This window comes from Herbaspirillum sp. WGmk3 (genome assembly GCF_023952535.1).
GTDB classification, from domain to species: domain Bacteria; phylum Pseudomonadota; class Gammaproteobacteria; order Burkholderiales; family Burkholderiaceae_D; genus Herbaspirillum; species Herbaspirillum huttiense.
In genome coordinates, this window is the sequence record NZ_JAKYWT010000005.1 from 581,260 (window position 1) to 607,429 (window position 26,170).

The following is a 26,170-nucleotide window of genomic DNA, read 5'->3' on the forward strand; positions in this document are numbered from 1 at the left end:
GTGGATAAATCAGGCCGCCGTCAATGCAGCATGGCCCCGCTGATCACCGGCTCCACCGGTGCCGCGCCGGGCGCCACCGAGGCGTGATGCATCACCATGCGCCAGCCCAGGGCGGTCTTGAGGTAGACGTTGGTGGCGATGACGTGCACATCCTGCTGCGGGTCGCCGCCGTGGTCGATGTCTTCCACCACGCTGTGCACGGCGGTCATCATGTTCTGGGTGGCGTGCAACTGGCGCGGGCGGATGTGCAGGCCGCCGTTGGAAAGGATGTCTTCCCATACGGCGCGGATGTCTGCGTGGCCGACCAGGCGTTGTGCGCCGGGGTGGATGCAGACGATTTCCTCGTCATCGGCCCACAGGTCCATCAGCGCCTCCAGGTCGGCACGGGCCAGGGCGTCGTAGTAGGCAGCTTCGATTTCATCGGGCGAACCATGGATCAGTTTGTTGCGGGGCATGACAATCTCCGGATCAGATGAAAAGAGGGCCTTGTGGGCCCTCTCGTGTCTGGTGCGAAAGCTCGATGTTAGTGGCCTTTGACCACGGTACCGGGTTTCAGCTGGTACTGGGTACCGCAGTACGGACATTTGGCCGCGCCGTGCGCGTCCAGTTCCAGGAACACGCGCGGGTGCGAGTTCCAGGCCGACATGCTGGGGTTGGGGCAGTGGGCCGGCAGGTCCTTGCCTTCGAGCAGGATCACGCCCTGCGATGCTTGAGCTTGGCTCATCTTGTTCTCCGTTGCTTGCAATTGACTGAAGTTGTTACGTGAAAATCTGCGCTGATCCGGCCGCGCCTTACACCAGCGTGAGCCAGTGCTTGTACTGCGGTGCCCGCCCCGAGACCACGTCGAAGAACAGGGTCTGCAGCTTCTCGGTGATGGGGCCACGGCCGCCGTTGCCGATGACGCGGCGATCCAGTTCGCGGATCGGCGTGACCTCGGCGGCGGTGCCGGTGAAGAAAGCTTCATCGGCGCAATACATCTCGTCGCGGGTGATGCGTTTTTCGATGACCTCGATGCCCAGGTCGCGCGCCATGGTCAGCACGGCGTCGCGGGTGATGCCATCGAGGCAGGAGGCCAGGTCGGGAGTATAGATCTTGCCGTTCTTGACGATGAAGACATTTTCACCCGAGCCTTCGGAGACATAACCTTCCGTGTCCAGCAGCAGGGCTTCGTCGTAGCCATCGGCCAGCGCTTCCTGGTTGGCCAGGATGGAATTGATGTAGTAGCCGCTGGCCTTGGCGCGCACCAGCGAGACGTTGACGTGGTGGCGGGTGAAGGAAGAGGTCTTCACACGGATGCCCTTGTTGATGCCGTCCTCGCCCAGGTAGGCACCCCACGGCCAGGCTGCAATGGCCACGTGGATCTGGTTGCCCTTGGCGGAAACGCCCAGCTTTTCCGAGCCGATCCAGATCAGCGGGCGGATGTAGCAGGATTCCAGCTTGTTCTCGCGCACCACCTGGCACTGCGCGTCGGCCAGGGTGGCCTGGTCGAACGGCACTTCCATCTGGAAGATCTTGGCCGAGTTGAACAGGCGCTGGGTATGTTCCTTCAGGCGGAAAATGGCCGTGCCTTCCGGGGTCTTGTAGGCCCGCACGCCTTCGAAGACACCCATGCCATAGTGCAGGGTGTGGGTCAGTACGTGAATGGTGGCGTCTCGCCAATCGATCAGTGCGCCGTCCTTCCAGATCTTGCCGTCGCGGTCAGCCATGGACATGGTGGTCTCCCTGTGTGCGGTGAATGCAAACTTCCCGAAATGGATTGTTCCGTTCTGACAAATCGAACTGAACAAAGAGCACCATTTTAGCGGATTCACGCGAGTAAAAACTTTCATCTGTAGAATGAAAAGACTGAGTGAAAATGCATACAACATCACGCGCGCCGACCCTTTGCGGCTGGCCGCTTCTTCAATCGCCACGGAAGAACAATGCAGAAGGAGACAGGCGAGGACCGATCAGGGGCCGGGAGCAATCCCCCCGCGCACGACCCTGACGCTGCCCGCCGCATCGAGAAGGAAGCCTTCCAGGAAGGCTGGCGCGCCAGTGCCTCGACCATTCCCGCCGTGCTGGCTTGGGGCATGGTTTCGGGCATGGCCATGGTCAAGTCGGGGCTGACGATCTACCAGTCGCTGGGCATGAGCTTGCTGGTCTATGCCGGGTCGGCCCAGTTCGCGGCGCTGCCCCTGCTGGCGGCCGGAGTGCCGCTGCTGGTGGTGTTCTTCACCGCCATGATCGTCAACCTGCGCTTCGTGATCTTCTCGGCGGCCGTGGCACCGCATTTCGAACACCTGCCCTGGTATCGCCGGGTCTGGTACGGCTTCTTCAATGGCGATATCTCGATGGCCTTCTTTCCGCAGCGCTATCCTCCGTCTACTTTTCATCAACCTGCCGGCAAGATCGGTTATTTTGCGGCGATCTGCTATCCGGGCTGGGTTGCTTGGCAGCTCGGCGCGACCATCGGCATCCTCCTCGGCAGCCAGATTCCGGAAAGCTGGAATATCGGCTTTGCCGGCACCCTGGCCCTGATCGCCGTGATGATCCCCATGACTAGCAGCCTGCCGGCCCTGGCCGGGGTGGTGGTGTCGGGTACGGTGGCGGTGCTGGCGCTGGACCTGCCGTACCGGCTGGGCCTGCTGCTGGCCATGGTGCTGGGCATGGCGGCGGCGATGCTGGCCGACAAGCTGCTGCCCGGCAGCGGCAGTGAGGGCGATGCAGAGGCGACGGCATGAGCGACTGGTATGTCTGGGGCGCCATCGTGCTGCTGACCATCTCCACGGTGGTGACCCGCAGCGGCTTCTTCCTGTTCGGCCATGCGGTCAAGCTGCCGCCGCGCGTCAAGCATGCCCTGAGCTACGCGCCGGCAGCGGCCATGGCGGCCATCATCTTCCCGGATCTGGTGACTTCAGGCGGGGCCATCGAGATGAGCCTGGCCAACCCGAAGTTGCTGGCCGGCATCGGTGCCGGCGTTTTCTTTGCGGCAACGCGTCATCTTTTGGGAACTATTGTGGCAGGAATGTCACTCTTTACACTGCTGCGCTGGTTGCTATGAAGTTTCGCGCAGAGCGCCAGGATGCGCTCCGGATGTTGTTGAGGCTGCCAAAAAGCCGTCAGGAGCGGGTCAGGCTGGAGTAAAATACGGCGTTTTTCGCCCCCTTCTTCGAATTCCTACCTATGAAATTCAACCGACTGAGCGATTTGATTTCTGCCAAGCAATTGCAAGGCAAACGCGTCTTCATCCGTGCCGATCTGAACGTCCCGCAGGATGATGCCGGCAACATCACCGAAGATACCCGCATCCGCGCTTCGGTCCCGGCCATTCGCGATGCCCAGCAGGCAGGCGCTGCAGTGATGGTGACCTCCCACCTGGGCCGTCCGACCGAAGGCGAGTTCAAGCCCGAAGATTCGCTGGCCCCGGTGGCCAAGCGCCTCTCCGAGCTGCTGGGAAGTGAAGTCAAGCTGGTCGCCGACTGGGTCGATGGCGTGGACGTGCAGCCCGGCCAGGTCGTGCTGCTGGAAAATTGCCGTCTGAACAAGGGCGAAAAGAAGAACAGCGACGAGCTGGCGCAAAAGATCGCCAAGCTCTGCGATATCTACGTCAATGACGCCTTCGGTACCGCGCACCGCGCCGAAGCCACCACCTACGGCGTGGCCAAGTTTGCCCCCGTCGCCTGTGCCGGCCCGCTGCTGGCCGCTGAGCTGGATGCGCTGGGCAAGGCCCTGAACCAGCCGGCCCGTCCGCTGGTGGCCATCGTGGCCGGTTCCAAAGTCTCCACCAAGCTGACCATCCTGAAGACCCTGGCCGAGAAGGTCGACAACCTCATCGTCGGTGGCGGCATCGCCAATACCTTCATGCTGGCGGCCGGCCTGAAGATCGGCAAGTCCCTGGCCGAGCCGGACCTGGTGGACGACGCCAAGGCCATCATCGAGTTGATGGCCAAGCGCGGCGCTTCGGTACCTATCCCCACGGACGTCGTGGTGGGCAAGGAATTCTCCCCGACCGCTGCAGCCACCGTGAAGGCGGCTGCCGATGTGGCTGACGACGACATGATCTTCGACATCGGCCCCCAGACCGCTGCCGTCCTGGCTGAACAGCTCGGCCGCGCCGGCACCATCGTCTGGAACGGCCCGGTGGGCGTGTTCGAGTTCGACCAGTTCGGCCGTGGCACCGAAACCCTGGCCAAGGCCATCGCGGCATCGTCCGGCTTCTCGATCGCCGGTGGCGGCGATACCCTGGCCGCCATTGCCAAGTACAACATTGCCGACAAGGTCGGCTACATCTCCACCGGTGGTGGCGCTTTCCTGGAATTCCTGGAAGGCAAGACCCTGCCGGCTGTCGAGATCCTGCTGCAACGCGCGCAGTAAGCTTCACCGGCGCTGCGCCCTGTTGCCGGGCGCAGCGCCCGGCTGTTCCATCCGAATTCTGAGTCTGTAGCACCACCAATGATGAACGCGTCCGAGACGCGCGTTCGGGGCGGAAGCTCTCCGCCTGATCGGCCCTGCATCGGGCCGGGCAGCGGGCTTCTATCACCAAGTCGCAACCAGAAGGTATTCATGTCCAGAGCAACAAAAATCGTCGCCACCATCGGTCCCGCTTCCAGCGACCGTGACACTTTGACCCGCATGATCCGCGCCGGCGTTGACGTCGTGCGTCTCAATTTCTCGCACGGCAAGCCGCAGGACCACATCGACCGCGCCACCCTGGTGCGCGAAGTGGCCGACGAATGCGGCAAGAAGGTCGCCATCATGGCCGACCTGCAAGGTCCCAAGATCCGCGTGGGCAAGTTCGAGAATGGCAAGATCATGCTGGCCAACGGCGACAAGTTCATCCTCGATTCCGATTGCCAGATGGGCAACCAGGAACGGGTGGGCCTGGACTACAAGGCTCTGCCGCGTGACCTGAAGGGCAACGACATCCTGCTGTTGAACGATGGCCTGATCGTGCTCAAGGTCGAGCGCGTGATCGGCAACGAGATCCACACCGTGGTCAAGATCGGTGGCGAGCTGTCCAACAACAAGGGCATCAACCGCCAGGGCGGCGGCCTGTCCGCACCGGCGCTGACCGCCAAGGACATGGACGACATCAAGACCGCCATGAGCTTCCAGGCCGATTACGTGGCCGTGTCCTTCCCCAAGAACGCCACCGACATGGAAATGGCGCGCCAGTTGTCCAACGTGGCCGGTGAGCCCTTCGGCCACAAGCCGATGATGATCGCCAAGATCGAGCGCGCCGAAGCCATCCCCCTGCTGCAGGAAATCCTGGATGCCTCCGATGGCATCATGGTGGCCCGTGGCGACCTGGCCGTGGAAGTGGGCAATGCCGCCGTGCCGGGTTTGCAGAAGCGCATGATCAAGATGGCGCGCGCCTCCAACAAGCTGACCATCACCGCGACCCAGATGATGGAGTCCATGATCGTCAACGCCGTGCCGACCCGCGCCGAAGTCTCGGACGTGGCCAACGCCGTGCTGGATGGCACCGATGCCGTGATGACCTCGGCCGAGACCGCCTCCGGCAAGTATCCGGTGGAAACCGTGGAAGCCATGTCGGCCATCTGCCTGGAAGCCGAGCGCTCCGAGAACGTGCAGCTGGACGCCGATTTCCTGAACCTGCGCTTTACCCGCGTGGACCAGTCCATCGCCTATGGCGCGCTGTTTACTGCACACCACCTGCGCGTGAAGGCCATCGCTGCGCTCACCGAATCCGGTTCGACGGCGCTGTGGATGAGCCGTCACAACATCGATATCCCGATCTTTGCGATCACCCCCAATGTCGCCACGCGCCGCAAGGCTTCGCTGTTCCGCAACGTGCATACGCTGGAACTGGCCCAGGCGCCCGACACCGAAGCCATGTTGAAGGGCGCCCAGGATCTGCTGCTGGCGCAAGGCGTGGTACAGAAGGGTGACCTGATCGTCGTGACCTGGGGCGAGCCCATCGGCCAGGTCGGCGGCACCAATGCGCTGAAGATCCTGCGCGTTGGCGAGTACTGATTTTTCATCGTTCTGGAGTTTTCATCATGCCTCTCGTATCCATGCGTCAACTGCTGGACCATGCCGCCGAAAACGGTTACGGCCTGCCGGCGTTCAACGTCAACAACCTGGAGCAGGTCACTGCCATCATGGAAGCCGCCAATGAAGTCGGCGCGCCCGTGATCATGCAAGCCTCCGCCGGTGCCCGCAAGTACGCGGGTGAAGCCTTCCTGCGCCACCTGATCTCGGCGGCCGTGGAAGCCTATCCGCACATCCCCGTGGTGATGCACCAGGATCACGGCCAGTCGCCGGCGGTCTGCATGGCGGCCATCAAGTCCGGTTTCTCCTCCGTGATGATGGATGGCTCGCTGGAAGCCGACGGCAAGACCGTGGCCAGCTACGAGTACAACGTCGAAGTCTCGCGCAAGGTGGTCGAGTTCTCGCACGCCATCGGCGTGACGGTCGAAGCCGAACTGGGCGTGCTGGGTTCGCTGGAAACCATGAAGGGCGACAAGGAAGACGGCCACGGTGCTGACGGCACCATGACCCGCGAACAGCTGCTGACCGACGTCAACCAGGCTGCCGACTTCGTCAAGGCCACCCAGTGCGACGCACTGGCGATTGCCATCGGTACTTCGCACGGTGCCTACAAGTTCTCGCGCAAGCCCACCGGCGACATCCTGGCCATCGATCGCATCAAGGAAATCCACGCCCGCATCCCCAACACCCACCTGGTGATGCACGGTTCTTCGTCGGTGCCGCAGGAACTGCTGGCCGAGATCCGCGAATTCGGCGGTGACATGAAGGAAACCTACGGCGTGCCGGTCGAAGAAATCCAGGAAGGCATCAAGCACGGCGTGCGCAAGATCAACATCGACACCGACATCCGCCTGGCCATGACCGGTGCGATCCGCCGCTACCTGTTCGAGAACCCGTCCAAGTTCGACCCGCGCGACTACCTGAAGCCAGCCCGCGAAGCCGCCAAGCTGGTCTGCAAGGCACGTTTCCTGTCCTTCGGCTGCGAAGGCCAGGCGGGCAAGATCAAGCCGGTCTCGCTGGAAAAGATCGCCGAGAAGTACAAGAGCGGCGAACTGGCGCAGATCGTCCAGTAAGCACGCAAGCCGCTGAACGGCCTACGCCGGACGCAAGGCCCCACCGACCGGAATCGCCCTGAAAATGGCGGTTCCGGTTTTTGACTTTACGAGAAGACCACCATGAGCAGTCTCTACAAATCCTCGATCACTTCCCTGCCGCTGCTGGGCACAGGCAAGGTCCGTGAAAACTATGCCGTCGGTGACGACAAGCTGTTGATCGTGACCACCGATCGCCTCTCGGCCTTCGATGTCATCATGAACGAACCGATCCCCGGCAAGGGCAAGGTCCTGAACCAGATGAGCGATTTCTGGTTCGAGAAGCTGGGCCACATCGTGCCCAATCACCTGACCGGCGTCGATCCCGAGTCCGTGGTGAGCCCGGCCGAAGTGGAGCAGGTGCGCGGACGCGCCGTGGTGGCCAAGCGCTTGAAGCCCATCCTGGTGGAAGCCGTGGTGCGCGGCTACATCATCGGTTCCGGCTGGAAGGATTACCAGGCCACCGGTGCGATCTGCGGCATCAAGCTGCCGGCCGGCCTGCAGCAGGCTTCCAAGCTGGAACAGCCGATCTTCACCCCGGCCGCCAAGGCCGACCTGGGCGAACACGACGAAAACATCAGCTTCGAAGAAACCGAAAAGCGCATCGGCACCGAACTGGCCCACAAGATCCGCGACGTCGCCATCCAGCTCTACAAGGAAGCCGCTGACTATGCGGCCACGCGCGGCATCATCATCGCCGATACCAAGTTCGAATTCGGCCTGGATGACAACGGCGTGCTGCACCTGATGGATGAAGTGCTGACTGCAGACTCTTCGCGCTTCTGGCCGGCGGACAGCTACCAGGTCGGCATCTCGCCGCCGTCCTTCGACAAGCAGTTCGTGCGCGATTACCTGGAAACCGTCGAGGGCTGGCAGAAGACCCCGCCGGCACCGGCGCTTCCGGCCGATGTGATCGAAAAGACCGGTGCCAAGTACCGCGAGGCGCTGGAACGCCTTACCGGCGAGAAGCTCAAGGACTGACGAGGACCGGACATGAACGATACTGTCAAACCGTTGATCGGCGTGGTCATGGGGTCGTCCTCCGACTGGGAGGTGATGCAGAATGCGGTCGCCATCCTGAAGGACTTTGGCGTGCCCTTCGAAGCCCAGGTGATCTCCGCGCACCGCATGCCGGACCAGATGTTCGCCTACGCCGAGAGCGCCCGCACGCGCGGCCTGCGCGCCATCATCGCCGGTGCCGGCGGGGCTGCACACCTGCCGGGCATGATCGCCGCCAAGACCATCGTGCCGGTGCTGGGTGTGCCGGTGCCTTCCAAGTATCTGCGTGGCGAGGATTCGCTGTTGTCCATCGTGCAGATGCCCAAGGGCATTCCGGTGGCCACCTATGCCATCGGTGAAGCCGGTGCCGCCAATGCGGCGCTGTCGGCCATCGCCATGCTGGCCACCACTGACGCGGCCCTGGCTGAAAAGCTGGAAGCCTTCCGCAAGACCCAGACGCAAGTCGCCCTCGACATGAAGTTGCCTGTATGACCCAGCAGTCCGCCTCCACTCTTCGTCCCGCCGTTCCCTCGACCACGCCGGCCACCTGGCTGGGCGTGATGGGCGGTGGCCAGCTCGGCCGCATGTTCGCCCATGCGGCGCAGAGCATGGGCTTCAAGGTCGCCGTGCTGGAAGCCGATGCCGACTGCCCGGCCGGGCAGGTGGCGGACCGCCTCATCAACGCCGCCTACGACGATGGTGCGGCGCTGGCCGAACTGGGGGCGCTGTGTGCGGCCATCACGACCGAGTTCGAGAACGTCTCGGCCAAGAGCCTGGCCACGCTGGCAGCACAGACCTTCGTGGCACCGGCGGCTTCCGGCGTCTCGATTGCGCAGCACCGTACTGCCGAGAAAGCCTTCTTTACCGAATGCGGATCGCAGTCCGGCGTGCTGCCGGCTCCGCACCTGGTGATCAACAGCGAGGCCGATATCGATGGTCTCGATGCCAAGCTGCTGCCGGGCATCCTCAAGACGGCCCGCATGGGTTATGACGGCAAGGGCCAGGTGCGCGTGCGCACTGTCGACGAGGTGCGCGCCGCTTTCGCCGCCATGAAGGGCGTGACCTGCGTGCTGGAGAAGATGCTGCCGCTGGCCTATGAAGTCTCGGTGCTGGTGGCGCGCGGCCATGATGGCCAGGCTGTGGTCTATCCGATTGCCGAGAACGTGCATCGTGACGGCATCCTCTTCACCACCACCGTGCCCGGTCCCAACATCAAGGCCGATGCCGCTGCGCGTGCGCAGCAGGCGGCCTTGCAGATCATCGGCGCGATGCACTACGTCGGTGTGCTCTGCATTGAGTTCTTCGTGCTGGACGATGGCGCGCTGGTGGTCAACGAGATGGCCCCGCGTCCGCACAACAGCGGCCATTACACCATCGATGCCTGCGTCACCAGCCAGTTCGAACAGCAAGCCCGCGCCATGGCGCGCCTGCCGCTGGGCGATACGCGCCAGCATTCGCCCTCGGTGATGCTGAACATCCTCGGCGATGTCTGGTATGAGGGTGACACGGACGCGCAGCGCGAGCCGGCCTGGGATCAGGTGCTGGCCCTGCCCGGCGCGCACCTGCACCTGTACGGCAAGGCGGAAGCGCGCCGGGGCCGCAAGATGGGCCATGTCACCTTCACCGGTGCCACGCTGGCCGATGCACAGCGCCAGCTGGCAGCCGCCTGCGCCATCCTCGGCATCACGCTGTAAGCGAGGCCGGCGATGAACGACAAGCGCGCTTCTTCCACTGTGCCCATCGATGTCGCGGCCATCATGCACGCCGCGCGCAAGCTGGAGCAGGGAGGACTGGTGGCCTTCCCGACCGAGACCGTCTATGGCCTCGGCGGTGACGCCGAAAACCCGGCCGCCATTGCTGCCATCTATGCGGCCAAGGGACGTCCTGCCAATCATCCGGTGATCGTGCACGTTTCACCGGAAGCCGATATCGGCTATTGGGCCGCGTCGGTGCCGGTGGAAGCGCGGCGCCTGATTGCCTCGTTCTGGCCCGGTCCGCTCACGCTGATCCTCAAGCGCGCTGCGCACATTCCCGATGCCGTGGCCGGTGGCCAGGATTCGGTGGGCGTGCGCTGCCCTTCGCATCCGGTGGCGCAGGCGCTGCTGCGCGAATTCCGCGGCGGCAAAGGCGGCATCGCCGGTCCCTCGGCCAACAAGTTCGGACACGTCAGTCCGACCACCGCCGAGCACGTGCGCGAGGAATTCGGCAGCAATGCCGACAGCCCGGTGGCTTACGTGCTCGACGGCGGACAGAGCGAAGTGGGCATCGAGTCCACCATCGTCGATCTGTCCCGCATCGAGACCCATGGTCCGGTGCTGCTGCGCCCCGGCCAGATCAGCGCGGATCGTATCGCTGCCGTGCTCGGTGTGCCCCTGGCCACGCCCGACGCCACTGCACCGCGCGCATCAGGTACGCTCGATGCGCACTACGCACCGCATACGCCGGTGGTGCAGGTTGCGTCGGCCGAGCTGCCAGCGCTCCTGGGCAAGTTGGCTGGCATCGGTCAGAAGGTCGCGTTGATCCAGCGTGAATTCCGGGGTGATGGTGTGCCCGGCGTCACAGTGATCCGGCCCATGCCGCTCACTGCCGATGCTTATGCCCACGATCTCTATGCCGCCCTGCGCGACATGGACCATGCCGGCGCAGACCTCATCGTGGTGGAATCTCTGCCCCTCAGTGCAGACTGGCAAGGCGTCAACGACCGCCTGCGCCGCGCGGCCTTCGATTCGCAGGGTTTGCTGGCGCGCCTGATCCAGGACTGAACGGCGGCTCAACCAAAGTCTGATCGTCCGCAACGCCGGTCATTTGGCACTCCGCCAATGATCGGTCGGTGCGACGTTGCTGACTTGTGCTTCCCGCCATCGCCCATCCTGCTATGCCAGTACTGACTCGCCAGTCAGTACGCGGTTGCCAAAAGCAGACATGCACTATCGTGCTCTTCACATGTTCTATACAAAATGTGACAAAGCTGGCATAGTATCTCCACCGAATAGCACGCGCGTTCTTTTTGTTTCGTCAGCGTAAAAACCACGTACGGACCAGTTACGCAGGATTACGTTGAATAATGAAAAACGGTAACCAGCCGTGACAGCAATCCCGTCTATCGCCAGACATCGGGAATAAAAAATCCGGGCACTGCCCGCAACTCTTGGAGACAGCAATGCAAAAACAATTTTCCTTCCTGCCCAAACTCGCCGCATTGTCCGTGATGGCAGCGTGCGCTGCACCGGCCATGGCGCAGACCGCGGGCAGCAATATCATCAATCTCGGCTGGTTCCATCTGGCACCCCAGGATTCCAGCGAAACCCTGCGCAAGAACGACGGTCCGGGCGCTGGTCCGATCGCCGGTTCCGGCGCAACCGTCAATAGCGCCGATACCCTGGGCATCGCTTTCACTCACTTCCTGACGGACAACTTCTCGCTGACCGCCGACCTGGGCATTCCGCCGACCTTCAAGCTCGACGGTACCGGCACGCTGGCCGGTGTGGGTCAGATCGGGCAGGCCAAGCAGTGGAGCCCGGCGATCGTCGCCAAGTATCACTTCGGTGATGCCAACAGCACCTTCCGCCCCTTCGTTGGTGCCGGCGTGACCTATGTCTGGTATGACAACATCGAACTGAGCAACAACTTCCAGCGCACCATCTCCAGCAAGTACACCAATGGCGCCGTCACCAGCGCCAAGTCCAGTGCCGCCCTGAGCTCGTCGTGGGCCCCGGTGCTGACCGTGGGTGCCAACTACAACTTCGACAAGAACTGGTCCGTGGGCTTGTCCGTGTCCTACATCCCGCTCAAGACCAATGCCGACATCACCACCGAGCTGCCCGCTGCAGCAGGTGGCACGACGCACTCGAGCACCAGCCTGACGATCAACCCGATCGTCAGCTTCCTGTCGGTGGGCTACAAGTTCTAAGACCGGAACGCTGCTGAAAAAAATGGCACCCGGAGCAATCCGGGTGCCATTTTCTTTTGGGCAGCTGCCTCAAAGCACAGCAGACGCGCTGTTCAGAAAGCTTCAGTCTTCGTGAACCGGCCATTGTGGAAGACCAGCGCGGCCTGCGGGTCGACTTCGCAATGTTCCACCTCGCCCACGAAGATGACGTGGTCGCCTTCCGGATACTGGCTGCGGTTGTGGCATTCGAACCAGGCCGAGGCCCCATCCAGAATCGGCTGGCCGGTGCGCGAGAGCGTGTAGGCCACGCCTTCGAAGCGGTTCTCCATCTTGCTGGCGAATTGCTGCGCCAGATGCGCCTGCTCGGCGCTGAGGATGTTGATCACGTAATGCGAATTGCCGGAGAACACCGGCAGGCTGTTGGCGCGTGTGCCGAGGCTCCACAGCACAAGTGGAGGATCCAGCGAAACCGAATTGAAGGAGCTGGCGGTCAGTCCCAGGAGGCTGCCATCGGCCAGCCGCGTGGTGATGACGGTGACGCCCGTGGCGAACTGCGACAGGGCCTGGCGGAAATGCGCCGCGTCGAACTGACGCGCTTCGGCGCGGGGAAAGCGTGTGTGCATCGGGAGTCTGCTTGGAGGTCGAAGCGCTGCGGCGGGCGCCTTGCGGCCAGCCGGTCAATGCGCGGAGATGCACATGATAACGGATCGCGGGCAGTCTTGCCGTGCGGGCTGGGCTTGGATGGCTTGAGAATGCTTCACATCGGCCTCACTTGAGGTGCTGAATTGGAGTAAAGTTTTATAACAAGCAACTTAACGGGAGAACATCATGGCCACGGAAATTGCAGTACTCGGCGGCGGCTGCTTCTGGTGCCTGGAAGCGGTGTACCAGCAGGTCAAGGGCGTGCAGTCGGTGGAGTCCGGCTATACCGGCGGCAGTGTGGTCAATCCCAGCTACGAGCAGGTGTGCGGCGGCCAGACCGGGCATGCGGAAGTGGTCAAGCTGGCCTTCGATCCGCAGCAGATCAGCTTCCGCGAGATTCTGGAAATTTTCTTCACCATCCATGACCCGACCACGCTGAACCGCCAGGGCAATGACGTCGGTACGCAGTATCGTTCAGTCATCTACTATCAGGACGAGACCCAGCACGAGACGGCCAGCCACATCATCGCCGAGATGGCCCTGGTGTGGGATGCGCCCATCGTGACCGAACTGTCGCCGCCGCAGACCTACTATCGCGCCGAGGACTATCACCAGAACTACTTCGTGCAGCATCCCTTCCAGGGCTACTGCGCCTTCGTGGTGGCGCCCAAGGTGGCTAAGCTGCGGGAGGTGTTTGCCGAGAAGAGCAAGCCGGAATAAATTCCCGCTGCGTGTGACGAGGTTCCACGTACAAGGCGTACAACGCACAACGGGCCTGCCCAAGAAAGGGCAGGCCCGTTGCTTGATGGGGCTGGCGAATGCTTATTGTTGTGCGTAGATGTACTTGCGCGACCACGGCAGCTGCTGTGCGCTGCGGCCGGCCTTGATGCAGATGACCTGATACAGCGAGATCCAGTCGCGTTCGAAACCGTAGGCGCTGCCGGCCAGGTAAACGCGCCAGATACGGTAGCGCTTCTCGTCGGTCACGCGGTGGATGGCGTCGGCGTTGGCTTCGAAATTGTCGGCCCACAGGCTGCAGGTGCGGGCATAGTGGCGTCGCAGGTTTTCGACGTCGAAGGCTTCCAGGCCGCCTTCCTGCATGGTCCGCAGCACCGTGCTGATGTGCGGCAGTTCGCCGGCGGGGAATACGTACTTGTCGATGAATTCACCGGCCCCATAGGGCGACTCGCCATTCTCGATGTCGGTGCTGGTGATGCCGTGGTTCATGGCCATGCCGCCATCGGCCAGCAGCTTCCTGATCTGGGCAAAATACGTCGGCAAATTCTTGATGCCCACATGCTCGAACATGCCCACCGAGGTGATGCGGTCAAAGGTGCCGGTGACGTCACGGTAGTCCTGCAGGCGAATCTCGATGCGGTCGCCGAGCCCGGCCGCTTCCACCCGCTCGCGCGCCAGGGCGTACTGGTTCCTGGAAAGCGTCACGCCCACGCAGCGCGCACCGAATTTCTGCGCCGCCCGCAAGACCAGCGCACCCCAGCCGCAGCCGATGTCGAGCAATGTGTGGCCGGGCTTGAGCTGGATCTTCTCCAGGATGTGGTCGATCTTCTTGAGCTGGGCCGTGGCGAGATCCTCGTCGCCGTTCTCGAAGTAGGCGCAGGAATACACCATGTTCTCGTCCAGGAACAGCTTGTAGAAATCGTTGGAAACGTCGTAGTGATACTGGATGGCTTCGGCGTCCCGCTTTTTGGTGTGCGTCACGCTGCGCACCATGCGGCCCAGCCGGCCCTCGGCCTTGAGGGTGTTGGAAGCCAGACCGTTGGCGACCTGGATGATGCTCTTGACCTTGCCCTCGACCTCGATCTTGCCTTCGACGTAGGCCTCGCCCAGGTTGGCCAGCGACGGCTTGAGCAGTGAAGTGATGGCTGAAGCGTGCGGAACCTTGAGCGTGACTTCAGGCGTACCGCTGCTGAAGTCGTAATGCTGTCCGTTCCACAGCTCCAGCCGCAGTGGCAGGGCCGACACATTGCGAATGTTTTCTACCCAGGCGTCTAGCTTCTTTTCCCAAAACACGATGTCCTCCGCGTCAGTGATGAATGCTGATCGGCCCTGCCAGGCATCGTGCGATGTCCTCAGGGCTGCAGGCGCTGCCGTTGCCACTGGCCATCATCGGAGCGCGTGTAGAGCACGCGGTCGTGCATGCGGGAGGGGCGGCCTTGCCAAAATTCGATGCGATCGGGAATCACCCGGTAGCCGCCCCAATGTTCCGGGCGGGTCGGGTGGTCCCCGAATTGCTGCTTGGTTGCTTCATATTGCTGTTCCAGCGTCTCGCGGCTGGCCACGGTCCGGCTCTGCTGCGAGGCGATCGCGCCGAGCTGGCTGGCCAGAGGGCGACTGTAGAAGTACGCGTCGCTCTCTTCCTTTGTCACGCGCTCGATCTTTCCTTCGATGCGGACCTGGCGTTCAAGTTCGACCCAGTGGAACAGCAGCGCCACGTACGGATTCTCCGCCACATCGACGCCCTTGCGGCTGTCGTAATTGGTAAACCAGGTAAAGCCCAGCTGATCGAACTGCTTGATCAGCACGATGCGCGACGACGGCCGTCCATCAGCCCCCACGGTGGCCACGCTCATGGCGTTGGGCTCGGGGATCTGCGCCTTGGTCGCTTCGTCGAACCAGACTGCAAACTGGTCAACGGGATCGGCGGCAGTGTCGAGTTCGGACAAACTGGCGCGGCTGTAGTCTTTACGTAGGTCAGCTAACGACATGCTTCTTGCTCCTTGGGGAGTGGCGCTAGATTAGCGCGTTTCAAAATGTTTTGCAGAGCAGCAAAACGGCGAATGCGAGCCATTGTGCGGCCTGGCGGCCGCTTGCTCCATGATCGCAAGCAAGGCGCGCCAATAAAAAAGCCGATGCATTATCGCATCGGCTTTCGTGGTTTGCCGGGGCCGGACCAGGTCCGGCCGCTTCAGGCAAGCGCGGGCAGGATCAGTTGGTCTTGACGGCTTCGACCTGGATGGCCAGCTTGGTCTCCATCGAGAAACCATACTTGGCACCGTAGTCGATACCGAAGTCGGCGCGGTTGAAGGAGGCCGACGCATCGCCGCCGCACACTTCACGCTTGAGCATCGGGTGCTGGATGCAGGTGAACTTGTTCAGGGTCAGGGTGACCGGCTTGGTCACGCCGTGCAGGGTCAGTTCGCCTTCGACGGTGGCCGGCTTGTCGCCGTTGAACTTGATGTTGCCCTTGTATTGGGCGGTCGGGTACTTGGCGACGTCGAACATGTCGGCGCTCTTGGCGTGATCGTTCATCTTGGCCATGCCGAAGTCGATGGAGGCGGTATCGATGGTGATGTCGACGGTGCCGGTCTTGGCGGCGCGATCCAGGGTCACGGTGCCGCTGGTCTTGTCGAACTTGCCGCGCCAGATGGACACGCCCATGTGGTCCGCTTCGAAGCTGGGGTAGGTGTGGCTGGGGTCGATGCTGTAGGTGTCGGCAGCGTTGGCGGAGACGGCGGCACCGGCGGCGACCAGGGCGAGCAGGAGGTGATTCAGTTTCATTTGTTTGGATTCCTTGAGTGAAAAAAACCGCAGGGGAGCCCGCCCCTTGCAGGGCGGTGCGTCATGGCGCGGAACGACTTTTATTGATGTTGTTGAGGCTGCTGATGCTGTTGCTACGAATTACTGGGCCACGATGTGGAACTTGATCGTCACTTCATCGGCCACCATGCCGGTATCCTTCCACTCGCCTTCACCGACGTTGTAGGTCAGACGCTTGATGGGCAGGGCACCGTCGAAGACCTGGGCGGCTCCGTCCTTCTTGACGGTCAGCGGGAAGCTGACATCGGTGCTCTTGCCCTTGATGGTCAGCTTGCCGGCCACGTCATATTTGCCGGCGCCAGCGGCCTTGATGCTGCTGGCCACGAAGCTGGCCTTGGGGTATTGGGCGGCGTTGAACCATTCCTTCTTTTGCACTTCCTTGTTGTACTCGGCTTCACCCAGGTCGAAGCTGGCGACGTCGATCTCCACCGACGCCTTGCCTTGTTCCGGCTTGGCCGCGTCGAAGTCGATGGTGGCGTTGAATTTCTTGAACTTGGCATCGACCGGGACGTTGAGCTGCTTGAAGGTGGCAGTGACGCTGCTCTTGGCGGCATCCACCTTCAGCGGGGCTGCTTGGGCGGAGAGGGTGAAGGCAGCAGCGGCCAAGGCCAGCAGAGTGGGTTTGAGGAAGCGGGTGGAGCGAGTGGAGGTCATGTCGGGTTCCGTAAAAAAAACGAGCAATATGAATGATCTTGCGTAGCGTGCGGCGTGCAGGGGATCAGGGCAGCATGCGTTTGAAGATATTGTCACGATCGATGAACTGATGCTTGAGCGCGGCCAGCACGTGCAGGGCAAAGGCGGCCAGCAGGGTCATGTTGAGCCAGTAGTGGGTGGCCTTGAGCAGCGGCTTCCACTCCGGATTCGGGGCAATCAGCACCGGCAGCGGCACTACGCCCAGGTAGACCACCGGTACGCCGGCGGCCAGGCTGTAGAAATAGCCGGAGACGGGAATGGCGAACATCAGCACGTACAGGCCCAGGTGCAGCCCGTGTGCCGCCGACTGTTGCCAGCCCGGCATGTTCGCCGGATAGGCCGGGGCCTTGTGCGTGAGGCGCCACAGCAGGCGAACGCAGACCAGCGCCAGTACGGTCACCCCCAGCCACTTGTGCCAGGAAAAATACTTCAGCTTGGTTGGGGTCAGGCCGGGAATGTCGACCATGGTCAGCCCCAGGCCGAAGGCGGAGATGATCAACAGGGCAATCAGCCAGTGCAGCAGCACGGCGGGTTTGGTGTAGCGTTCCATAGGATGTGGCGAGCGTGGGTGGCGTTTGGAGCGGCTGGCTCTGCAATGGTTCTGCAGGGCGGGCAGGCCGGGCTGGCGTCGCGAAATCCGCAAAGATTCCGGGCGGCAAGCGATCATGCCACTCTTTTTGACCCTGCTGAGTATAAAGAGCTTTCGCTGCTCGCATTACTCGCCGAAATGGCACTTCAGCCATCCGTTTTTGCGAGTAATCCTAACAATGATTCAGGATTGTGGCCGCACAAATGAAAAATGGCGCACATTGCTGTGCGCCATTCGTGCATTTTGCTGATCGTTGATATGAACTATCAGATCTGCTTGGCCAGTTCCACGGCGGTACCGATGTAGTTGGCCGGGGTCATGGCCAGGAGGTGGTCCTTGGCTTCTTGCGGGATGGCCAGGCCATTGATGAAGTCGCGCAGCGCGTCTTTGGAAATGCCCTTGCCGCGGGTCAGTTCCTTCAGCTGCTCATACGGATTTTCGATGCCATAGCGGCGCATGACGGTCTGCACCGGCTCGGCCAGCACTTCCCAGGTGGCGTCGAGGTCGTCGGCCAGGCGTTGCGGATTCACTTCCAGCTTGTTCAGGCCGCGCAGGCAGCTGTCGTAGGCCAGCAGGGTGTAGCCGAAGCCCACGCCGATGTTGCGCAGCACGGTGGAGTCGGTCAGGTCACGCTGCCAGCGCGACACCGGCAGCTTCTCGGCCAGGTGCTTCAGGACGGCGTTGGCCATGCCCAGGTTGCCTTCGGAGTTTTCAAAATCGATCGGGTTGACCTTGTGCGGCATGGTCGAGGAACCGATTTCGCCGGCCTTGGTGCGCTGCTTGAAGTAGCCCAGGGAGATGTAGCCCCAGATGTCGCGGTTCAGGTCCAGCAGGATGGTGTTGGTGCGGGCCACGGCATCGAACAGTTCGGCCATGTAGTCGTGCGGCTCGATCTGGATGGTGTAGGGGTTGAAGGTCAGGCCCAGGCGCTTTTCCACGACTTCCTTGGAGAAGGCCGCCCAGTCGGTCTGCGGATAGGCCGACAGGTGGGCGTTGTAGTTGCCGACGGCACCGTTCATCTTGCCCAGGATCTCGACGCTGGCGATGCGCTTGGCGGCGCGTTGCAGGCGCGCCACGACGTTGGCCACTTCCTTGCCCAGGGTGGTCGGGCTGGCCGGCTGGCCGTGGGTGCGCGAGAGCATCGGCACTGCCGCGTGCTCGTGGGCCAGGGCGGTCAGCTTGGCGATCACGGCTTGCAGCGAGGGCAGCAGCACGGTGTCGCGCGCGGCCTTGAGCATCATGCCGTGCGAGGTGTTGTTGATGTCTTCGGAGGTGCAGGCGAAGTGAATGAATTCGGAGGCGGCCACCAGTTCGGGCACATCCTTCACTTGTTCCTTGAGCCAGTATTCCACGGCCTTGACGTCGTGGTTGGTGACGGCTTCGATTTCCTTGATGCGGGCGGCGTCGGCTTCGGTGAAGTCGGCAGCCAGCTTGTCCAGCAGCGCGCGGGCCTCAGGCGAGAACGGCTTGATCTCGGCGAAACCAGCTTCGGACAGCGCCTGCAGCCAGGCAATCTCGACCTTCACGCGATGGTGCATGAAGCCCGCTTCAGACAGCAGCGGACGCAGTTGATCGGTCTTGGAGGCGTAGCGGCCGTCCAGCGGGGACAGGGCCGAGAGAGCGGAGAGGGACATGATGGAAACGATGGAAACGGAAGAGATGCGTTGACTGAAGATTGGCGAGTTTTGGCAGGCTTTTATGCCAAAACCCGAATCGCCTGAGCCCGGCATTTTACCATCGGCACGCCGGCTGGCCCAATTTTCCCGTCCGGCCCAGTCCTGATGGACCGTTGCATTCCGTTCCTGGCGCGATTCTTCATAAATTTGTCAGGAAATGCGAATGTTATAATCGAATGAGATTATTACTCCACACGCTATGCTAAAACTCATCGGCTCCAATGCCAGTCCGTTCGTGCGCAAGGTGCGCGTCGTGATGGCCGAAAAAAAGATCGATTACGAATTCATCCTGGAAGATGTCTGGAGTGCATCGACCACCATCCAGGAAAGCAATCCGCTGGGCAAGGTGCCCTGCCTGCTGATGGATGATGGCGGTGCCATGTTCGATTCGCGGGTGATCGTCGAATATCTCGACACCCTGACGCCGGTCGGCAAGCTGCTGCCGCCCAATGGCCGCGAGCGCGCCGAGATCAAGTGCTGGGAAGCGCTGGCCGATGGCGCCCTGGATGCGGCCGTGCTGGTGCGCTTGGAAAAGACCCTGCGTCCGACCAAGCAGCAGAGCCCGGAATGGATCAAGCGCCAGTGGAGCAAGGTGGAAGCTTCGTTGAAGGCGATGGCCGATGGCCTGGGCGAAAAGCCCTTCTGCGTGGGCAACCATTACACCCTGGCAGACGTGGCCGTGGGCTGTGCGCTGGGGTGGCTGGCGTTCCGCTTCCCGGACCTGGCCTGGCGCGAGGATTATCCGCAACTGTCACGGCTGTTCGACAAGGTGTCGGAACGGGCCAGCTTCAAGGAAACCGTACCGCATCTGTGAGGTGCAGGGCCATGGGCCCTTCGCCATCGGTCTTTCACCAAGTTTGGTGATGACGTAAAAAGCGCGCTCCGAGGAGCGCGCTTTTTGTTTGCCTTGGACTGCTTGCGATTACTCGCTGGCCGGGGACATCTGGCTTTGCAGGTAATTCTGGATACCGACCTTGTCGATCAGGTCCAGTTGGGTTTCCAGCCAGTCGATGTGTTCTTCGGTGTCGTCCAGGATCATCTGGAACAGTTCGCGCGAGACGTAATCGCCATGCTGTTCGCAGGTGGCGATGCCTTCCTTGACGGTCTTGTGGGCAGCCTGCTCCAGCTTCAGGTCACACTGCAGCATTTCCTGGGTGTTCTCGCCGATCATCAGCTTGTGCAGCGCCTGCAGGTTGGGCAAGCCGTCCAGCATCAGGATGCGGTCGATCAGCTTGTCAGCGTGCTTCATTTCGCCGATGGATTCGGCGTATTCCTTGGCACCGATCTTGTCCAGGCCCCAGTGCTTGTACATGCGGGCATGCAGGAAGTACTGGTTGATGGCCGTGAGCTCATTGGTCAGTTGAGCATTGAGCAACTTGATGACTGCGGGATCGCCTTTCATGGGGATTACCTTTAAAAATTGATGTAAGAGGAAAACCGCGTTAATTATGGGTGACTGTATAGCTGCCTGACCGCGGACCGACGGATCATAGTCCAGATGCCTGCATTGTTCAGCAAGAATTATCGGTAATCATTCTTACTTTGGTTGGCGTATGAAGGAAAAAGCAAAAAACCTCCGTCGCCAGGCGAGGGAGGTTTTCGGTTGCAGGCCCGTGGGGCAGGGCTTGCCGGGAAGTGCCGGGGTGGCACCTCCCTTGGGTTTAGCGACTGCTGAAGTTTATTTCTTGTCAGGATCCGTCACGAAACCGATCTTGGTCAGCCCACCAGACTGCGCCGCCGACATCACCTGCGCCACCTTTTCATACTGGGTGGTGCGCTCGGCGCGCAGGTGCATTTCCGGTTGCGGCTGCTTCTGGGCGGCCACGGCGATGCGGGCGCTCAGTTCGCTGCTGTCGATCTTTTCTTCATTCCAGAACACGTTGCCGGCCGCATCGATGGACAGGTTGATGCTTTCCGGCTTGACCTGGTCCGGCTGGCTGCTGGCCTTGGGCAGGTCGATCTTGACCGCATGGTTCATCACCGGGATGGTGATGATGAAGATGATCAGCAAGACCAGCATCACGTCCACCAGCGGCGTGGTGTTGATCTCGGGATTGAAATCGTCGTCCGAATCGGACAGGGAACCCATACCCATCATGCCCTCCCGACTGCGGTCAGCTTGGCCTTGCCGCCATTGGGCTGGTCGTCTTCACCGGCGGCGCGGGCACCGGTGACGAACAGGGCGTGCAGGTCGAAGCCGAACTTGTTGAGCTTGGCGATGGTGGTCTTGTTGCCGCGCACCAGGGCGTTGTAGCCGAAGGTGGCGGGAATGGCCACGGCCAGGCCCAGTGCGGTCATGATCAGGGCTTCGCCGACCGGGCCGGCGACCTTGTCGATGCTGGCCTGGCCGGTGGTGCCGATGGAGACCAGCGCGTGGTAGATGCCCCAGACGGTGCCGAACAGGCCCACGAACGGTGCGGTCGAGCCGACCGAGGCCAGCACGGCCATGCCGGTCTGCAGCTTGCCGGAGGCTTCATCGATGGCTTGGCGCAGCGACAGGGTGACCCAGTCGCTCACCGACAGTTGATCGTGCAGGTGGCCCTTGTGGGCGGTGTGGTGGCTCATGGCAGTGACACCGGCCTTGGCGACTTCGGCGAAGGGATTGTCATGGCCCAGGGTGGCCACGCCTTCGGGCAGGCTGGTGGTATCCCAGAACTGGTGACCGGCGGCAGCCGAGGCCTTGCGGAAACGCAGCAGCTGGAAGGCCTTGGTGAAGATCACGTACCAGGACGCGATCGACATGGCCAGCAACAGGACGGCGACGCCCTTGGTAACGAAATCGCCTTGGGCCCAGAGGCTTTCCAATCCGTACGGACTAACTTCCATGATGTTTCCTTCTATTTTTGGCTATCAGATGAGGGGAATGATGAAACGAAATGACTGCCTGGCCGGGCAAGACCCGGCCAGGCGAGATGCTTTGCTCAGTTCAGGCGGAAGGCCAGGCTGCCGACCGTGCTGACGGTGATGGCCTTGCCGTTCTCGATGTAAGGCTTGAAGACGGCGCGCATCACGGCGCTGCGGGCGGCATCGTCCAGCCGCGAATAGCCCGAGGACTTGGTGATCTCGACCTTTTCGGCACGGCCGCTGGTGTTGACGGTCACGCGGAATTCCACCACGCCTTCTTCACCCATGCGGCGCGAGACGCTGGGATACGTCGGGTTCGGCTTCTCGATGTATTCGATGCCGGAAGTGATCTGCTTGGGCAGGACCGGGCCAGGCGGGGCGGCCGGGGCCGGCGTCGGTTCGGCAGCCACCTGCGGAGCCGGTGCGGCCGGTTGCGGCGGCTGGGGCGGTGCAGTGATGGCAGTTGGTGCCGGCGTTTCGGTGACGGGAACCGGCTTGGGCGGTGCCACCACCTTCTTGACGATCTTCACCTGCTTGGGCGGGGCCGGCTCGGCCTTGGGCGGCGCGGGCTCAGGGGCCTTCTCGGGGACGATGAAGGTGGCGATGACTTCCTTGGGAACGGCGCTGGCGACCTGGTGGACCAGGCCGCTTTGCAACGCCCAGAAAAAGGCGATGTGCAACAGGATGATCAGGCCCAGCGGGCCGATCTTGCGTACCTGGCGCATCAGGGCGCTGGGTGGGCTGACACTCATGAGAGACGGTGAAATGGCGTTCATTGATCTGGTTCAGGCAGCGGCCAGTGACGGATGGAATACTACCGGACGCACACCTTGCTGTGTTTGACGGGAACTGCTGAGGCATTCGCGCAGGACGTTCTTGGCGCAGGAATGGCACTTGCCGCAGCAGGTGCCCACGCCAAGCTGCTTGCGCAGCTCGGCCATGGACGACACGCCTGCATCGACCGCCTGATGGATCTTGCCTTCAGAGATGTTGTTACAAACACATACGATCATTTTACGCCTTGCTGCCTGCTTCATCAGGCTCTTGACTTGACGATGGCTAAGTTCTCGCTCCTGCAACCATGCGCGAGAAGAAGTTGAATTTTTCCTGCGGCGGCATCGTGCGTTCCACTACATGTGCCCATTGTTCCGACAGCTGCTGGCAGGTGGCCCGCAGCACCGGTGCCAGGTTGGGCAGGTCCGCCAGGGCCTTGAGGTGTCTTTCGATCACCGAGGCCAGCTTCACGCAGCTCTGCGTTTCCTGGCTGTTGTTGGCGGTGTAGTGCGACATCAGATGCAGCACGGCGGACACCAGAAGTTCAGGCTGGGCCGGTGCGTTGCTCGGTTCCACGAACGTGGACGTCATGTTCTCGTTGACCATCAAACTCTCCTCGCTGGGCTAGCTTGGCTGGCGGTGCGTCATGACGAACGACGCTGGCTGGCCTGTTTATGGATCCACCTTGTCTTGATACTGCCGGCTTACGCCGTCAGGATCAGCTTGTTCAGCTGGGTCAGACGCAATTTGTAGATGCGACCGCCGTGATCAATCTCAAGCTCGCGCATCTGACGGAACAGGTCCGTACTCTTGATGCGGGTGATCGGCGTTCCGTTGGCGGTCGTGCCCGGCTTGTTGCGACGGTCCATGCTGTTGTCGTTCAGTTGGCTCATTACAATCACCTCCTATTAAATGCGAACAATTCTTATTTAGATTATTTGCGATTTGCGGCGGGATTGCAAGCCCTTTTATCGGTGTGATTGATAATTTTTATCATTTAGGGTCGTGCAGGAAACACTTCCAGCCTATCAAGGCTGTCAAGCTTGCCCAAAAGAAAAGGCCCCGGCGCGAAGATCGCGCGCGGGGCATCCGATAGTTGCCTCTATGAAATCTTAATCCGGCAGTGCGCCGCTTTCGATGATGCCGCCCCCCAGGCAGACGTCGCCGTCATAGAGCACTGCCGACTGGCCCGGCGTGACCGCCCATTGCGGGGTGTCGAAGGCCAGCGAGAAGCTGCTGCCGGCATCGGCAAAACCACAGGGAACATCCGCCTGGCGATAGCGCGTCTTGGCCGACAAGGCCGGCAGTTGCGGCGCATGGCCTGCCACCCAGCTGATCTGGCCGGCCGAGAGGGTCGGCGAGAGCAGCCAGGGGTGGTCATGCCCCTGGACGATGTAGAGGGTGTTGTTTTCCACGTCCTTGCGGGCCACGTACCAGGCATCGCCATGGCCATCGGCATTCTGGTGCGCCTTCAGGCCACCGATGCCGATCCCCTTGCGCTGGCCCAGCGTATAGAAGGACAGGCCCACGTGCTCGCCCACGGTCTGGCCGTCGGCGGTCTTGATGGGGCCGGGCTTGTAGGAAAGGTAGCGGTTCAGGAATTCACGGAAAGGGCGCTCGCCGATGAAGCAGATGCCGGTCGAGTCCTTCTTCTTCGCGTTTGGCAGTTGCAGCTGCTCGGCAATCTTGCGCACTTCGGTCTTGTGGATCTCGCCCAGGGGGAACACCGTGCGCGAGAGCTGCTCCTGGTTCAGGCGATGCAGGAAATAGCTCTGGTCCTTGCTGGCGTCGAGCGCCTTGAGCAACTGGAAGTCGCCCTGCGGCCCCTGGCGCACGCGCGCGTAGTGACCGGTCGCGATCAGGTCGGCACCCAGCTTCATGGCGTGGTCGAGGAAGGCCTTGAACTTGATCTCGGCATTGCACAGCACGTCAGGATTGGGCGTGCGCCCGGCCTGGTATTCGCGCAGGAATTCGGCAAAGACGCGATCCTTGTACTCGGAAGCAAAATTCACTGCCTCGATATCCACCCCGACCACATCGGCCACGCTGACCGCGTCGATCCAGTCTTCCCGGGTGGAACAGTATTCCGAATCGTCGTCGTCTTCCCAATTCTTCATGAACAGGCCGATGACCTCATAGCCTTGCTCCTTCAGCAGCCATGCCGAAACCGACGAATCCACGCCGCCCGACATGCCGATGACTACTCTTTTCTTGCTCATGTTGTTTCCGTTCAATGCGGCCCTCGTAAAGAGGTCCGCCAAGTGATGCGCCCGAGTCAGCCGGGCAGGGCGCCGATGGCGCTGGGATCCGTATGCACCAGTTCCAGCGGTGCGCGCTGGCCGGCCAGGTAATCGTCCACGCAACGCAACACCAACGGGCTGCGATGTCGTTCGGCGCAGGCGGCCAGTTCGTCGCGTGTCATCCAGACGGCCCGCACGATGCCCTCGTCCAGCGGCCGGTCCAGGGCTTCGCCGACCGTTCCCGCAAAGGCAAAGCGCAGGTAGGTGACCGACAGGCCGCCGCGCGAGGACGAGACGTTGCGTGAAAGATAAGTCCCCACCAGCGCCGTCGGTGTGAAGACATGCGCCGATTCTTCCAGCGTTTCGCGTACGGCGGCCTCGATCAGGGACTCGCCCGGTTCCAGGTGGCCGGCCGGCTGGTTGATGCGCAGTCCGCCGGCGCTGTGCTCTTCCACCATCAGGAAGCGGCCGTCGCGCTCGATGATGGCGGCTACGGTGACAGAGGGTTTCCAGACTTCAGACATAGATGACCTCGTGAATCCGCCATTTTACCCTGTCAGGGCCGACTCTTCAGCGCGCGAGCCGCCACGGCAAGGGATCGCCGGGCTTTCTTGCCTGTCCGCCAATTTCTCGCCGGACAAGGCGAGTCGTGTAAGATTGGGCCAAGAATCCACAAAAAAGGAGTCAGGAATGAGGATAGCGATCCCCGCCGAAAGCCGGGACGGAGAAACCCGTGTCGCCGCCACCCCCGAAACCGTCAAGAAACTGGTGGCGGCCCGGCACGAAGTGATGGTGGAGTCCGGCGCCGGGGTCAAATCCAGCATTCCTGACGAGGCCTATGTGGCCGTCGGCGCCAGCATCGGCAGTGCCGAAGCGGTCTATACCGCCGAGATCCTGCTCAAGGTGCGCGCCCCCGATGAGGCCGAACGCGCTCGCCTGCAACCGGGTACCGTGGTCATCGGCATGTTGAACCCCTTCGATGCCGACAACATCGCCGCCATGGCCGCCGCCGGCCTGACCGCCTTCGCTCTCGAAGCCGCGCCCCGCACCACCCGTGCGCAATCGCTGGACGTGCTGTCCTCGCAGGCCAACATTGCCGGCTACAAGGCCGTGCTGATGGCCGCCAATACCTATCAACGCTTCATGCCCATGCTGATGACCGCCGCCGGTACCGTCAA

At 62.0% G+C, this 26,170-nt stretch carries 31 protein-coding genes and 1 pseudogene; 13 read left to right on the forward strand and 19 right to left on the reverse strand.

All coding sequences use genetic code 11. The features are described from left to right. Positions 1-20: 20 nt before the first annotated feature. The 3 genes from MKD49_RS21175 to MKD49_RS21185 form a co-directional block, all read right to left on the reverse strand. On the reverse strand, positions 21-455 hold the full coding sequence (locus tag MKD49_RS21175; protein WP_039789157.1) for a nuclear transport factor 2 family protein: 435 nt from the start codon (positions 453-455) through the stop codon (positions 21-23). Between the two features lie 68 nt (positions 456-523). Continuing rightward, positions 524-724: a zinc-finger domain-containing protein gene (locus MKD49_RS21180; RefSeq protein ID WP_008325571.1), complete on the reverse strand. Its 201-nt coding sequence runs from the start codon at positions 722-724 to the stop codon at positions 524-526. A 67-nt stretch (positions 725-791) separates the two neighbouring features. Then, positions 792-1,712 (reverse strand): branched-chain amino acid transaminase, encoded by a 921-nt coding sequence (locus MKD49_RS21185; RefSeq protein ID WP_252697279.1) that lies wholly within the window; start codon positions 1,710-1,712, stop codon positions 792-794. A gap of 210 nt (positions 1,713-1,922) precedes the next feature. Here MKD49_RS21185 and MKD49_RS21190 point away from each other — a divergent pair, with 210 nt between their 5' ends. The 10 genes from MKD49_RS21190 (at position 1,923) to MKD49_RS21235 (ending at position 11,997) form a co-directional block, all read left to right on the forward strand. Beyond that, positions 1,923-2,723, forward strand: a complete 801-nt coding sequence (locus MKD49_RS21190) for an AzlC family ABC transporter permease (protein ID WP_252697280.1) — start codon at positions 1,923-1,925, stop codon at positions 2,721-2,723. Continuing rightward, positions 2,720-3,043, forward strand: a complete 324-nt coding sequence (locus MKD49_RS21195; protein WP_039789151.1) for an AzlD domain-containing protein — start codon at positions 2,720-2,722, stop codon at positions 3,041-3,043. The genes MKD49_RS21190 and MKD49_RS21195 overlap by 4 nt, the downstream gene beginning before the upstream one ends. A gap of 122 nt (positions 3,044-3,165) precedes the next feature. Then, entirely contained in the window at positions 3,166-4,356 is a 1,191-nt protein-coding gene (locus MKD49_RS21200) for a phosphoglycerate kinase (RefSeq protein WP_034331814.1), read from the forward strand. Positions 4,357-4,545: 189 nt separating this feature from the next. Continuing rightward, a complete protein-coding gene (pyk, locus tag MKD49_RS21205; RefSeq protein WP_252697281.1) occupies positions 4,546-5,979 on the forward strand; it encodes a pyruvate kinase in 1,434 nt (477 codons plus the stop codon). Positions 5,980-6,005: 26 nt separating this feature from the next. After that, entirely contained in the window at positions 6,006-7,070 is a 1,065-nt protein-coding gene (fba, locus tag MKD49_RS21210) for a class II fructose-bisphosphate aldolase (RefSeq protein ID WP_006461735.1), read from the forward strand. 102 nt (positions 7,071-7,172) lie between these two features. Further along, the gene (locus MKD49_RS21215) at positions 7,173-8,069 is read left to right on the forward strand and encodes a phosphoribosylaminoimidazolesuccinocarboxamide synthase (protein ID WP_134135463.1); all 897 of its coding nucleotides are present in this window, start codon (positions 7,173-7,175) and stop codon (positions 8,067-8,069) included. Between the two features lie 12 nt (positions 8,070-8,081). Next, a complete protein-coding gene (gene purE, locus MKD49_RS21220; protein ID WP_034331809.1) occupies positions 8,082-8,579 on the forward strand; it encodes a 5-(carboxyamino)imidazole ribonucleotide mutase in 498 nt (165 codons plus the stop codon). Then, positions 8,576-9,781 (forward strand): 5-(carboxyamino)imidazole ribonucleotide synthase, encoded by a 1,206-nt coding sequence (locus MKD49_RS21225; protein ID WP_252697282.1) that lies wholly within the window; start codon positions 8,576-8,578, stop codon positions 9,779-9,781. Before purE ends, MKD49_RS21225 begins: the two co-directional genes overlap by 4 nt. A 12-nt stretch (positions 9,782-9,793) precedes the next feature. Further along, positions 9,794-10,849: an L-threonylcarbamoyladenylate synthase gene (locus MKD49_RS21230; RefSeq protein ID WP_252697283.1), complete on the forward strand. Its 1,056-nt coding sequence runs from the start codon at positions 9,794-9,796 to the stop codon at positions 10,847-10,849. Positions 10,850-11,247: 398 nt separating this feature from the next. Further along, positions 11,248-11,997, forward strand: a complete 750-nt coding sequence (locus MKD49_RS21235) for an OmpW family protein (RefSeq protein ID WP_121043043.1) — start codon at positions 11,248-11,250, stop codon at positions 11,995-11,997. A gap of 92 nt (positions 11,998-12,089) precedes the next feature. On the opposite strand, the gene MKD49_RS21240 is transcribed toward MKD49_RS21235, so the two are convergent. After that, positions 12,090-12,599 (reverse strand): flavin reductase family protein, encoded by a 510-nt coding sequence (locus tag MKD49_RS21240; RefSeq protein WP_034339252.1) that lies wholly within the window; start codon positions 12,597-12,599, stop codon positions 12,090-12,092. A 205-nt stretch (positions 12,600-12,804) separates the two neighbouring features. Between MKD49_RS21240 and msrA the strand changes: the two genes are divergently transcribed. After that, entirely contained in the window at positions 12,805-13,338 is a 534-nt protein-coding gene (msrA, locus tag MKD49_RS21245) for a peptide-methionine (S)-S-oxide reductase MsrA (RefSeq protein WP_252697284.1), read from the forward strand. 102 nt (positions 13,339-13,440) lie between these two features. Here msrA and MKD49_RS21250 read toward each other — a convergent pair whose 3' ends face one another. The 6 genes from MKD49_RS21250 to purB all read right to left on the reverse strand — a co-directional run bounded on the left by MKD49_RS21250 (position 13,441) and on the right by purB (position 19,092). Next, positions 13,441-14,649 (reverse strand): class I SAM-dependent methyltransferase, encoded by a 1,209-nt coding sequence (locus tag MKD49_RS21250; RefSeq protein WP_252697285.1) that lies wholly within the window; start codon positions 14,647-14,649, stop codon positions 13,441-13,443. Positions 14,650-14,708: 59 nt separating this feature from the next. After that, entirely contained in the window at positions 14,709-15,344 is a 636-nt protein-coding gene (pdxH, locus tag MKD49_RS21255; RefSeq protein ID WP_034332028.1) for a pyridoxamine 5'-phosphate oxidase, read from the reverse strand. Between the two features lie 220 nt (positions 15,345-15,564). After that, a complete protein-coding gene (locus tag MKD49_RS21260; protein ID WP_034332026.1) occupies positions 15,565-16,137 on the reverse strand; it encodes a YceI family protein in 573 nt (190 codons plus the stop codon). Between the two features lie 120 nt (positions 16,138-16,257). Further along, on the reverse strand, positions 16,258-16,830 hold the full coding sequence (locus tag MKD49_RS21265) for a YceI family protein (protein WP_252697286.1): 573 nt from the start codon (positions 16,828-16,830) through the stop codon (positions 16,258-16,260). Positions 16,831-16,894: 64 nt separating this feature from the next. Beyond that, the gene (locus tag MKD49_RS21270; protein WP_039786260.1) at positions 16,895-17,419 is read right to left on the reverse strand and encodes a cytochrome b; all 525 of its coding nucleotides are present in this window, start codon (positions 17,417-17,419) and stop codon (positions 16,895-16,897) included. 305 nt (positions 17,420-17,724) lie between these two features. Then, positions 17,725-19,092 (reverse strand): adenylosuccinate lyase, encoded by a 1,368-nt coding sequence (gene purB / locus MKD49_RS21275; protein ID WP_034332021.1) that lies wholly within the window; start codon positions 19,090-19,092, stop codon positions 17,725-17,727. 241 nt (positions 19,093-19,333) lie between these two features. Here purB and MKD49_RS21280 point away from each other — a divergent pair, with 241 nt between their 5' ends. Continuing rightward, positions 19,334-19,948, forward strand: coding sequence for a glutathione S-transferase family protein (locus MKD49_RS21280; RefSeq protein ID WP_252697287.1), 615 nt, complete (start codon positions 19,334-19,336; stop codon positions 19,946-19,948). A 108-nt stretch (positions 19,949-20,056) separates the two neighbouring features. Here MKD49_RS21280 and bfr read toward each other — a convergent pair whose 3' ends face one another. From bfr to MKD49_RS21325, 9 genes are all read right to left on the reverse strand, one after another. Beyond that, positions 20,057-20,536 (reverse strand): bacterioferritin, encoded by a 480-nt coding sequence (bfr, locus tag MKD49_RS21285; RefSeq protein WP_008325625.1) that lies wholly within the window; start codon positions 20,534-20,536, stop codon positions 20,057-20,059. A 276-nt stretch (positions 20,537-20,812) separates the two neighbouring features. Next, positions 20,813-21,229, reverse strand: a complete 417-nt coding sequence (locus MKD49_RS21290) for a biopolymer transporter ExbD (protein ID WP_034332017.1) — start codon at positions 21,227-21,229, stop codon at positions 20,813-20,815. After that, positions 21,229-21,960, reverse strand: coding sequence for a MotA/TolQ/ExbB proton channel family protein (locus tag MKD49_RS21295; RefSeq protein WP_252697288.1), 732 nt, complete (start codon positions 21,958-21,960; stop codon positions 21,229-21,231). The genes MKD49_RS21290 and MKD49_RS21295 overlap by 1 nt, the downstream gene beginning before the upstream one ends. Before the next feature lie 95 nt (positions 21,961-22,055). Beyond that, positions 22,056-22,754 carry an energy transducer TonB gene (locus MKD49_RS21300; protein WP_034332015.1) on the reverse strand — a complete coding sequence of 233 codons (699 nt, stop codon included), beginning with the start codon at positions 22,752-22,754 and terminating at the stop codon, positions 22,056-22,058. 9 nt (positions 22,755-22,763) lie between these two features. After that, positions 22,764-22,991, reverse strand: a complete 228-nt coding sequence (locus MKD49_RS21305) for a bacterioferritin-associated ferredoxin (protein WP_034332014.1) — start codon at positions 22,989-22,991, stop codon at positions 22,764-22,766. Positions 22,992-23,037: 46 nt separating this feature from the next. Then, positions 23,038-23,358, reverse strand: a complete 321-nt coding sequence (locus tag MKD49_RS21310; RefSeq protein ID WP_088754613.1) for a hypothetical protein — start codon at positions 23,356-23,358, stop codon at positions 23,038-23,040. Positions 23,359-23,456: 98 nt separating this feature from the next. Beyond that, the gene (gene hemP, locus MKD49_RS21315; protein ID WP_008325641.1) at positions 23,457-23,645 is read right to left on the reverse strand and encodes a hemin uptake protein HemP; all 189 of its coding nucleotides are present in this window, start codon (positions 23,643-23,645) and stop codon (positions 23,457-23,459) included. 219 nt (positions 23,646-23,864) lie between these two features. Then, complete coding sequence (gene mnmA, locus MKD49_RS21320; RefSeq protein ID WP_039785924.1) at positions 23,865-24,971, reverse strand: tRNA 2-thiouridine(34) synthase MnmA; 1,107 nt, start codon at positions 24,969-24,971, stop codon at positions 23,865-23,867. Between the two features lie 56 nt (positions 24,972-25,027). After that, complete coding sequence (locus MKD49_RS21325) at positions 25,028-25,516, reverse strand: NUDIX hydrolase (protein WP_252697289.1); 489 nt, start codon at positions 25,514-25,516, stop codon at positions 25,028-25,030. Positions 25,517-25,682: 166 nt separating this feature from the next. On the opposite strand from MKD49_RS21325, the pseudogene MKD49_RS21330 reads away from it, so the two are divergent. Next, positions 25,683-26,170, forward strand: a pseudogene (locus tag MKD49_RS21330) (NAD(P)(+) transhydrogenase (Re/Si-specific) subunit alpha); the annotation flags it as partial.

Coding starts and splice junctions, on each gene's coding strand:
- MKD49_RS21175 (WP_039789157.1), bottom strand. CDS start 455: ATGCCCCGCAACAAACTGATCCATGGTTCGCCCGATGAAATCGAAGCT.
- MKD49_RS21180 (WP_008325571.1), bottom strand. CDS start 724: ATGAGCCAAGCTCAAGCATCGCAGGGCGTGATCCTGCTCGAAGGCAAG.
- MKD49_RS21185 (WP_252697279.1), bottom strand. CDS start 1,712: ATGTCCATGGCTGACCGCGACGGCAAGATCTGGAAGGACGGCGCACTG.
- MKD49_RS21190 (WP_252697280.1), top strand. CDS start 1,923: ATGCAGAAGGAGACAGGCGAGGACCGATCAGGGGCCGGGAGCAATCCC.
- MKD49_RS21195 (WP_039789151.1), top strand. CDS start 2,720: ATGAGCGACTGGTATGTCTGGGGCGCCATCGTGCTGCTGACCATCTCC.
- MKD49_RS21200 (WP_034331814.1), top strand. CDS start 3,166: ATGAAATTCAACCGACTGAGCGATTTGATTTCTGCCAAGCAATTGCAA.
- pyk (WP_252697281.1), top strand. CDS start 4,546: ATGTCCAGAGCAACAAAAATCGTCGCCACCATCGGTCCCGCTTCCAGC.
- fba (WP_006461735.1), top strand. CDS start 6,006: ATGCCTCTCGTATCCATGCGTCAACTGCTGGACCATGCCGCCGAAAAC.
- MKD49_RS21215 (WP_134135463.1), top strand. CDS start 7,173: ATGAGCAGTCTCTACAAATCCTCGATCACTTCCCTGCCGCTGCTGGGC.
- purE (WP_034331809.1), top strand. CDS start 8,082: ATGAACGATACTGTCAAACCGTTGATCGGCGTGGTCATGGGGTCGTCC.
- MKD49_RS21225 (WP_252697282.1), top strand. CDS start 8,576: ATGACCCAGCAGTCCGCCTCCACTCTTCGTCCCGCCGTTCCCTCGACC.
- MKD49_RS21230 (WP_252697283.1), top strand. CDS start 9,794: ATGAACGACAAGCGCGCTTCTTCCACTGTGCCCATCGATGTCGCGGCC.
- MKD49_RS21235 (WP_121043043.1), top strand. CDS start 11,248: ATGCAAAAACAATTTTCCTTCCTGCCCAAACTCGCCGCATTGTCCGTG.
- MKD49_RS21240 (WP_034339252.1), bottom strand. CDS start 12,599: ATGCACACACGCTTTCCCCGCGCCGAAGCGCGTCAGTTCGACGCGGCG.
- msrA (WP_252697284.1), top strand. CDS start 12,805: ATGGCCACGGAAATTGCAGTACTCGGCGGCGGCTGCTTCTGGTGCCTG.
- pdxH (WP_034332028.1), bottom strand. CDS start 15,344: ATGTCGTTAGCTGACCTACGTAAAGACTACAGCCGCGCCAGTTTGTCC.
- MKD49_RS21260 (WP_034332026.1), bottom strand. CDS start 16,137: ATGAAACTGAATCACCTCCTGCTCGCCCTGGTCGCCGCCGGTGCCGCC.
- MKD49_RS21265 (WP_252697286.1), bottom strand. CDS start 16,830: ATGACCTCCACTCGCTCCACCCGCTTCCTCAAACCCACTCTGCTGGCC.
- MKD49_RS21270 (WP_039786260.1), bottom strand. CDS start 17,419: ATGGAACGCTACACCAAACCCGCCGTGCTGCTGCACTGGCTGATTGCC.
- purB (WP_034332021.1), bottom strand. CDS start 19,092: ATGTCCCTCTCCGCTCTCTCGGCCCTGTCCCCGCTGGACGGCCGCTAC.
- MKD49_RS21280 (WP_252697287.1), top strand. CDS start 19,334: ATGCTAAAACTCATCGGCTCCAATGCCAGTCCGTTCGTGCGCAAGGTG.
- bfr (WP_008325625.1), bottom strand. CDS start 20,536: ATGAAAGGCGATCCCGCAGTCATCAAGTTGCTCAATGCTCAACTGACC.
- MKD49_RS21290 (WP_034332017.1), bottom strand. CDS start 21,229: ATGGGTATGGGTTCCCTGTCCGATTCGGACGACGATTTCAATCCCGAG.
- MKD49_RS21295 (WP_252697288.1), bottom strand. CDS start 21,960: ATGGAAGTTAGTCCGTACGGATTGGAAAGCCTCTGGGCCCAAGGCGAT.
- MKD49_RS21300 (WP_034332015.1), bottom strand. CDS start 22,754: ATGAACGCCATTTCACCGTCTCTCATGAGTGTCAGCCCACCCAGCGCC.
- MKD49_RS21305 (WP_034332014.1), bottom strand. CDS start 22,991: ATGATCGTATGTGTTTGTAACAACATCTCTGAAGGCAAGATCCATCAG.
- MKD49_RS21310 (WP_088754613.1), bottom strand. CDS start 23,358: ATGGTCAACGAGAACATGACGTCCACGTTCGTGGAACCGAGCAACGCA.
- hemP (WP_008325641.1), bottom strand. CDS start 23,645: ATGAGCCAACTGAACGACAACAGCATGGACCGTCGCAACAAGCCGGGC.
- mnmA (WP_039785924.1), bottom strand. CDS start 24,971: ATGAGCAAGAAAAGAGTAGTCATCGGCATGTCGGGCGGCGTGGATTCG.
- MKD49_RS21325 (WP_252697289.1), bottom strand. CDS start 25,516: ATGTCTGAAGTCTGGAAACCCTCTGTCACCGTAGCCGCCATCATCGAG.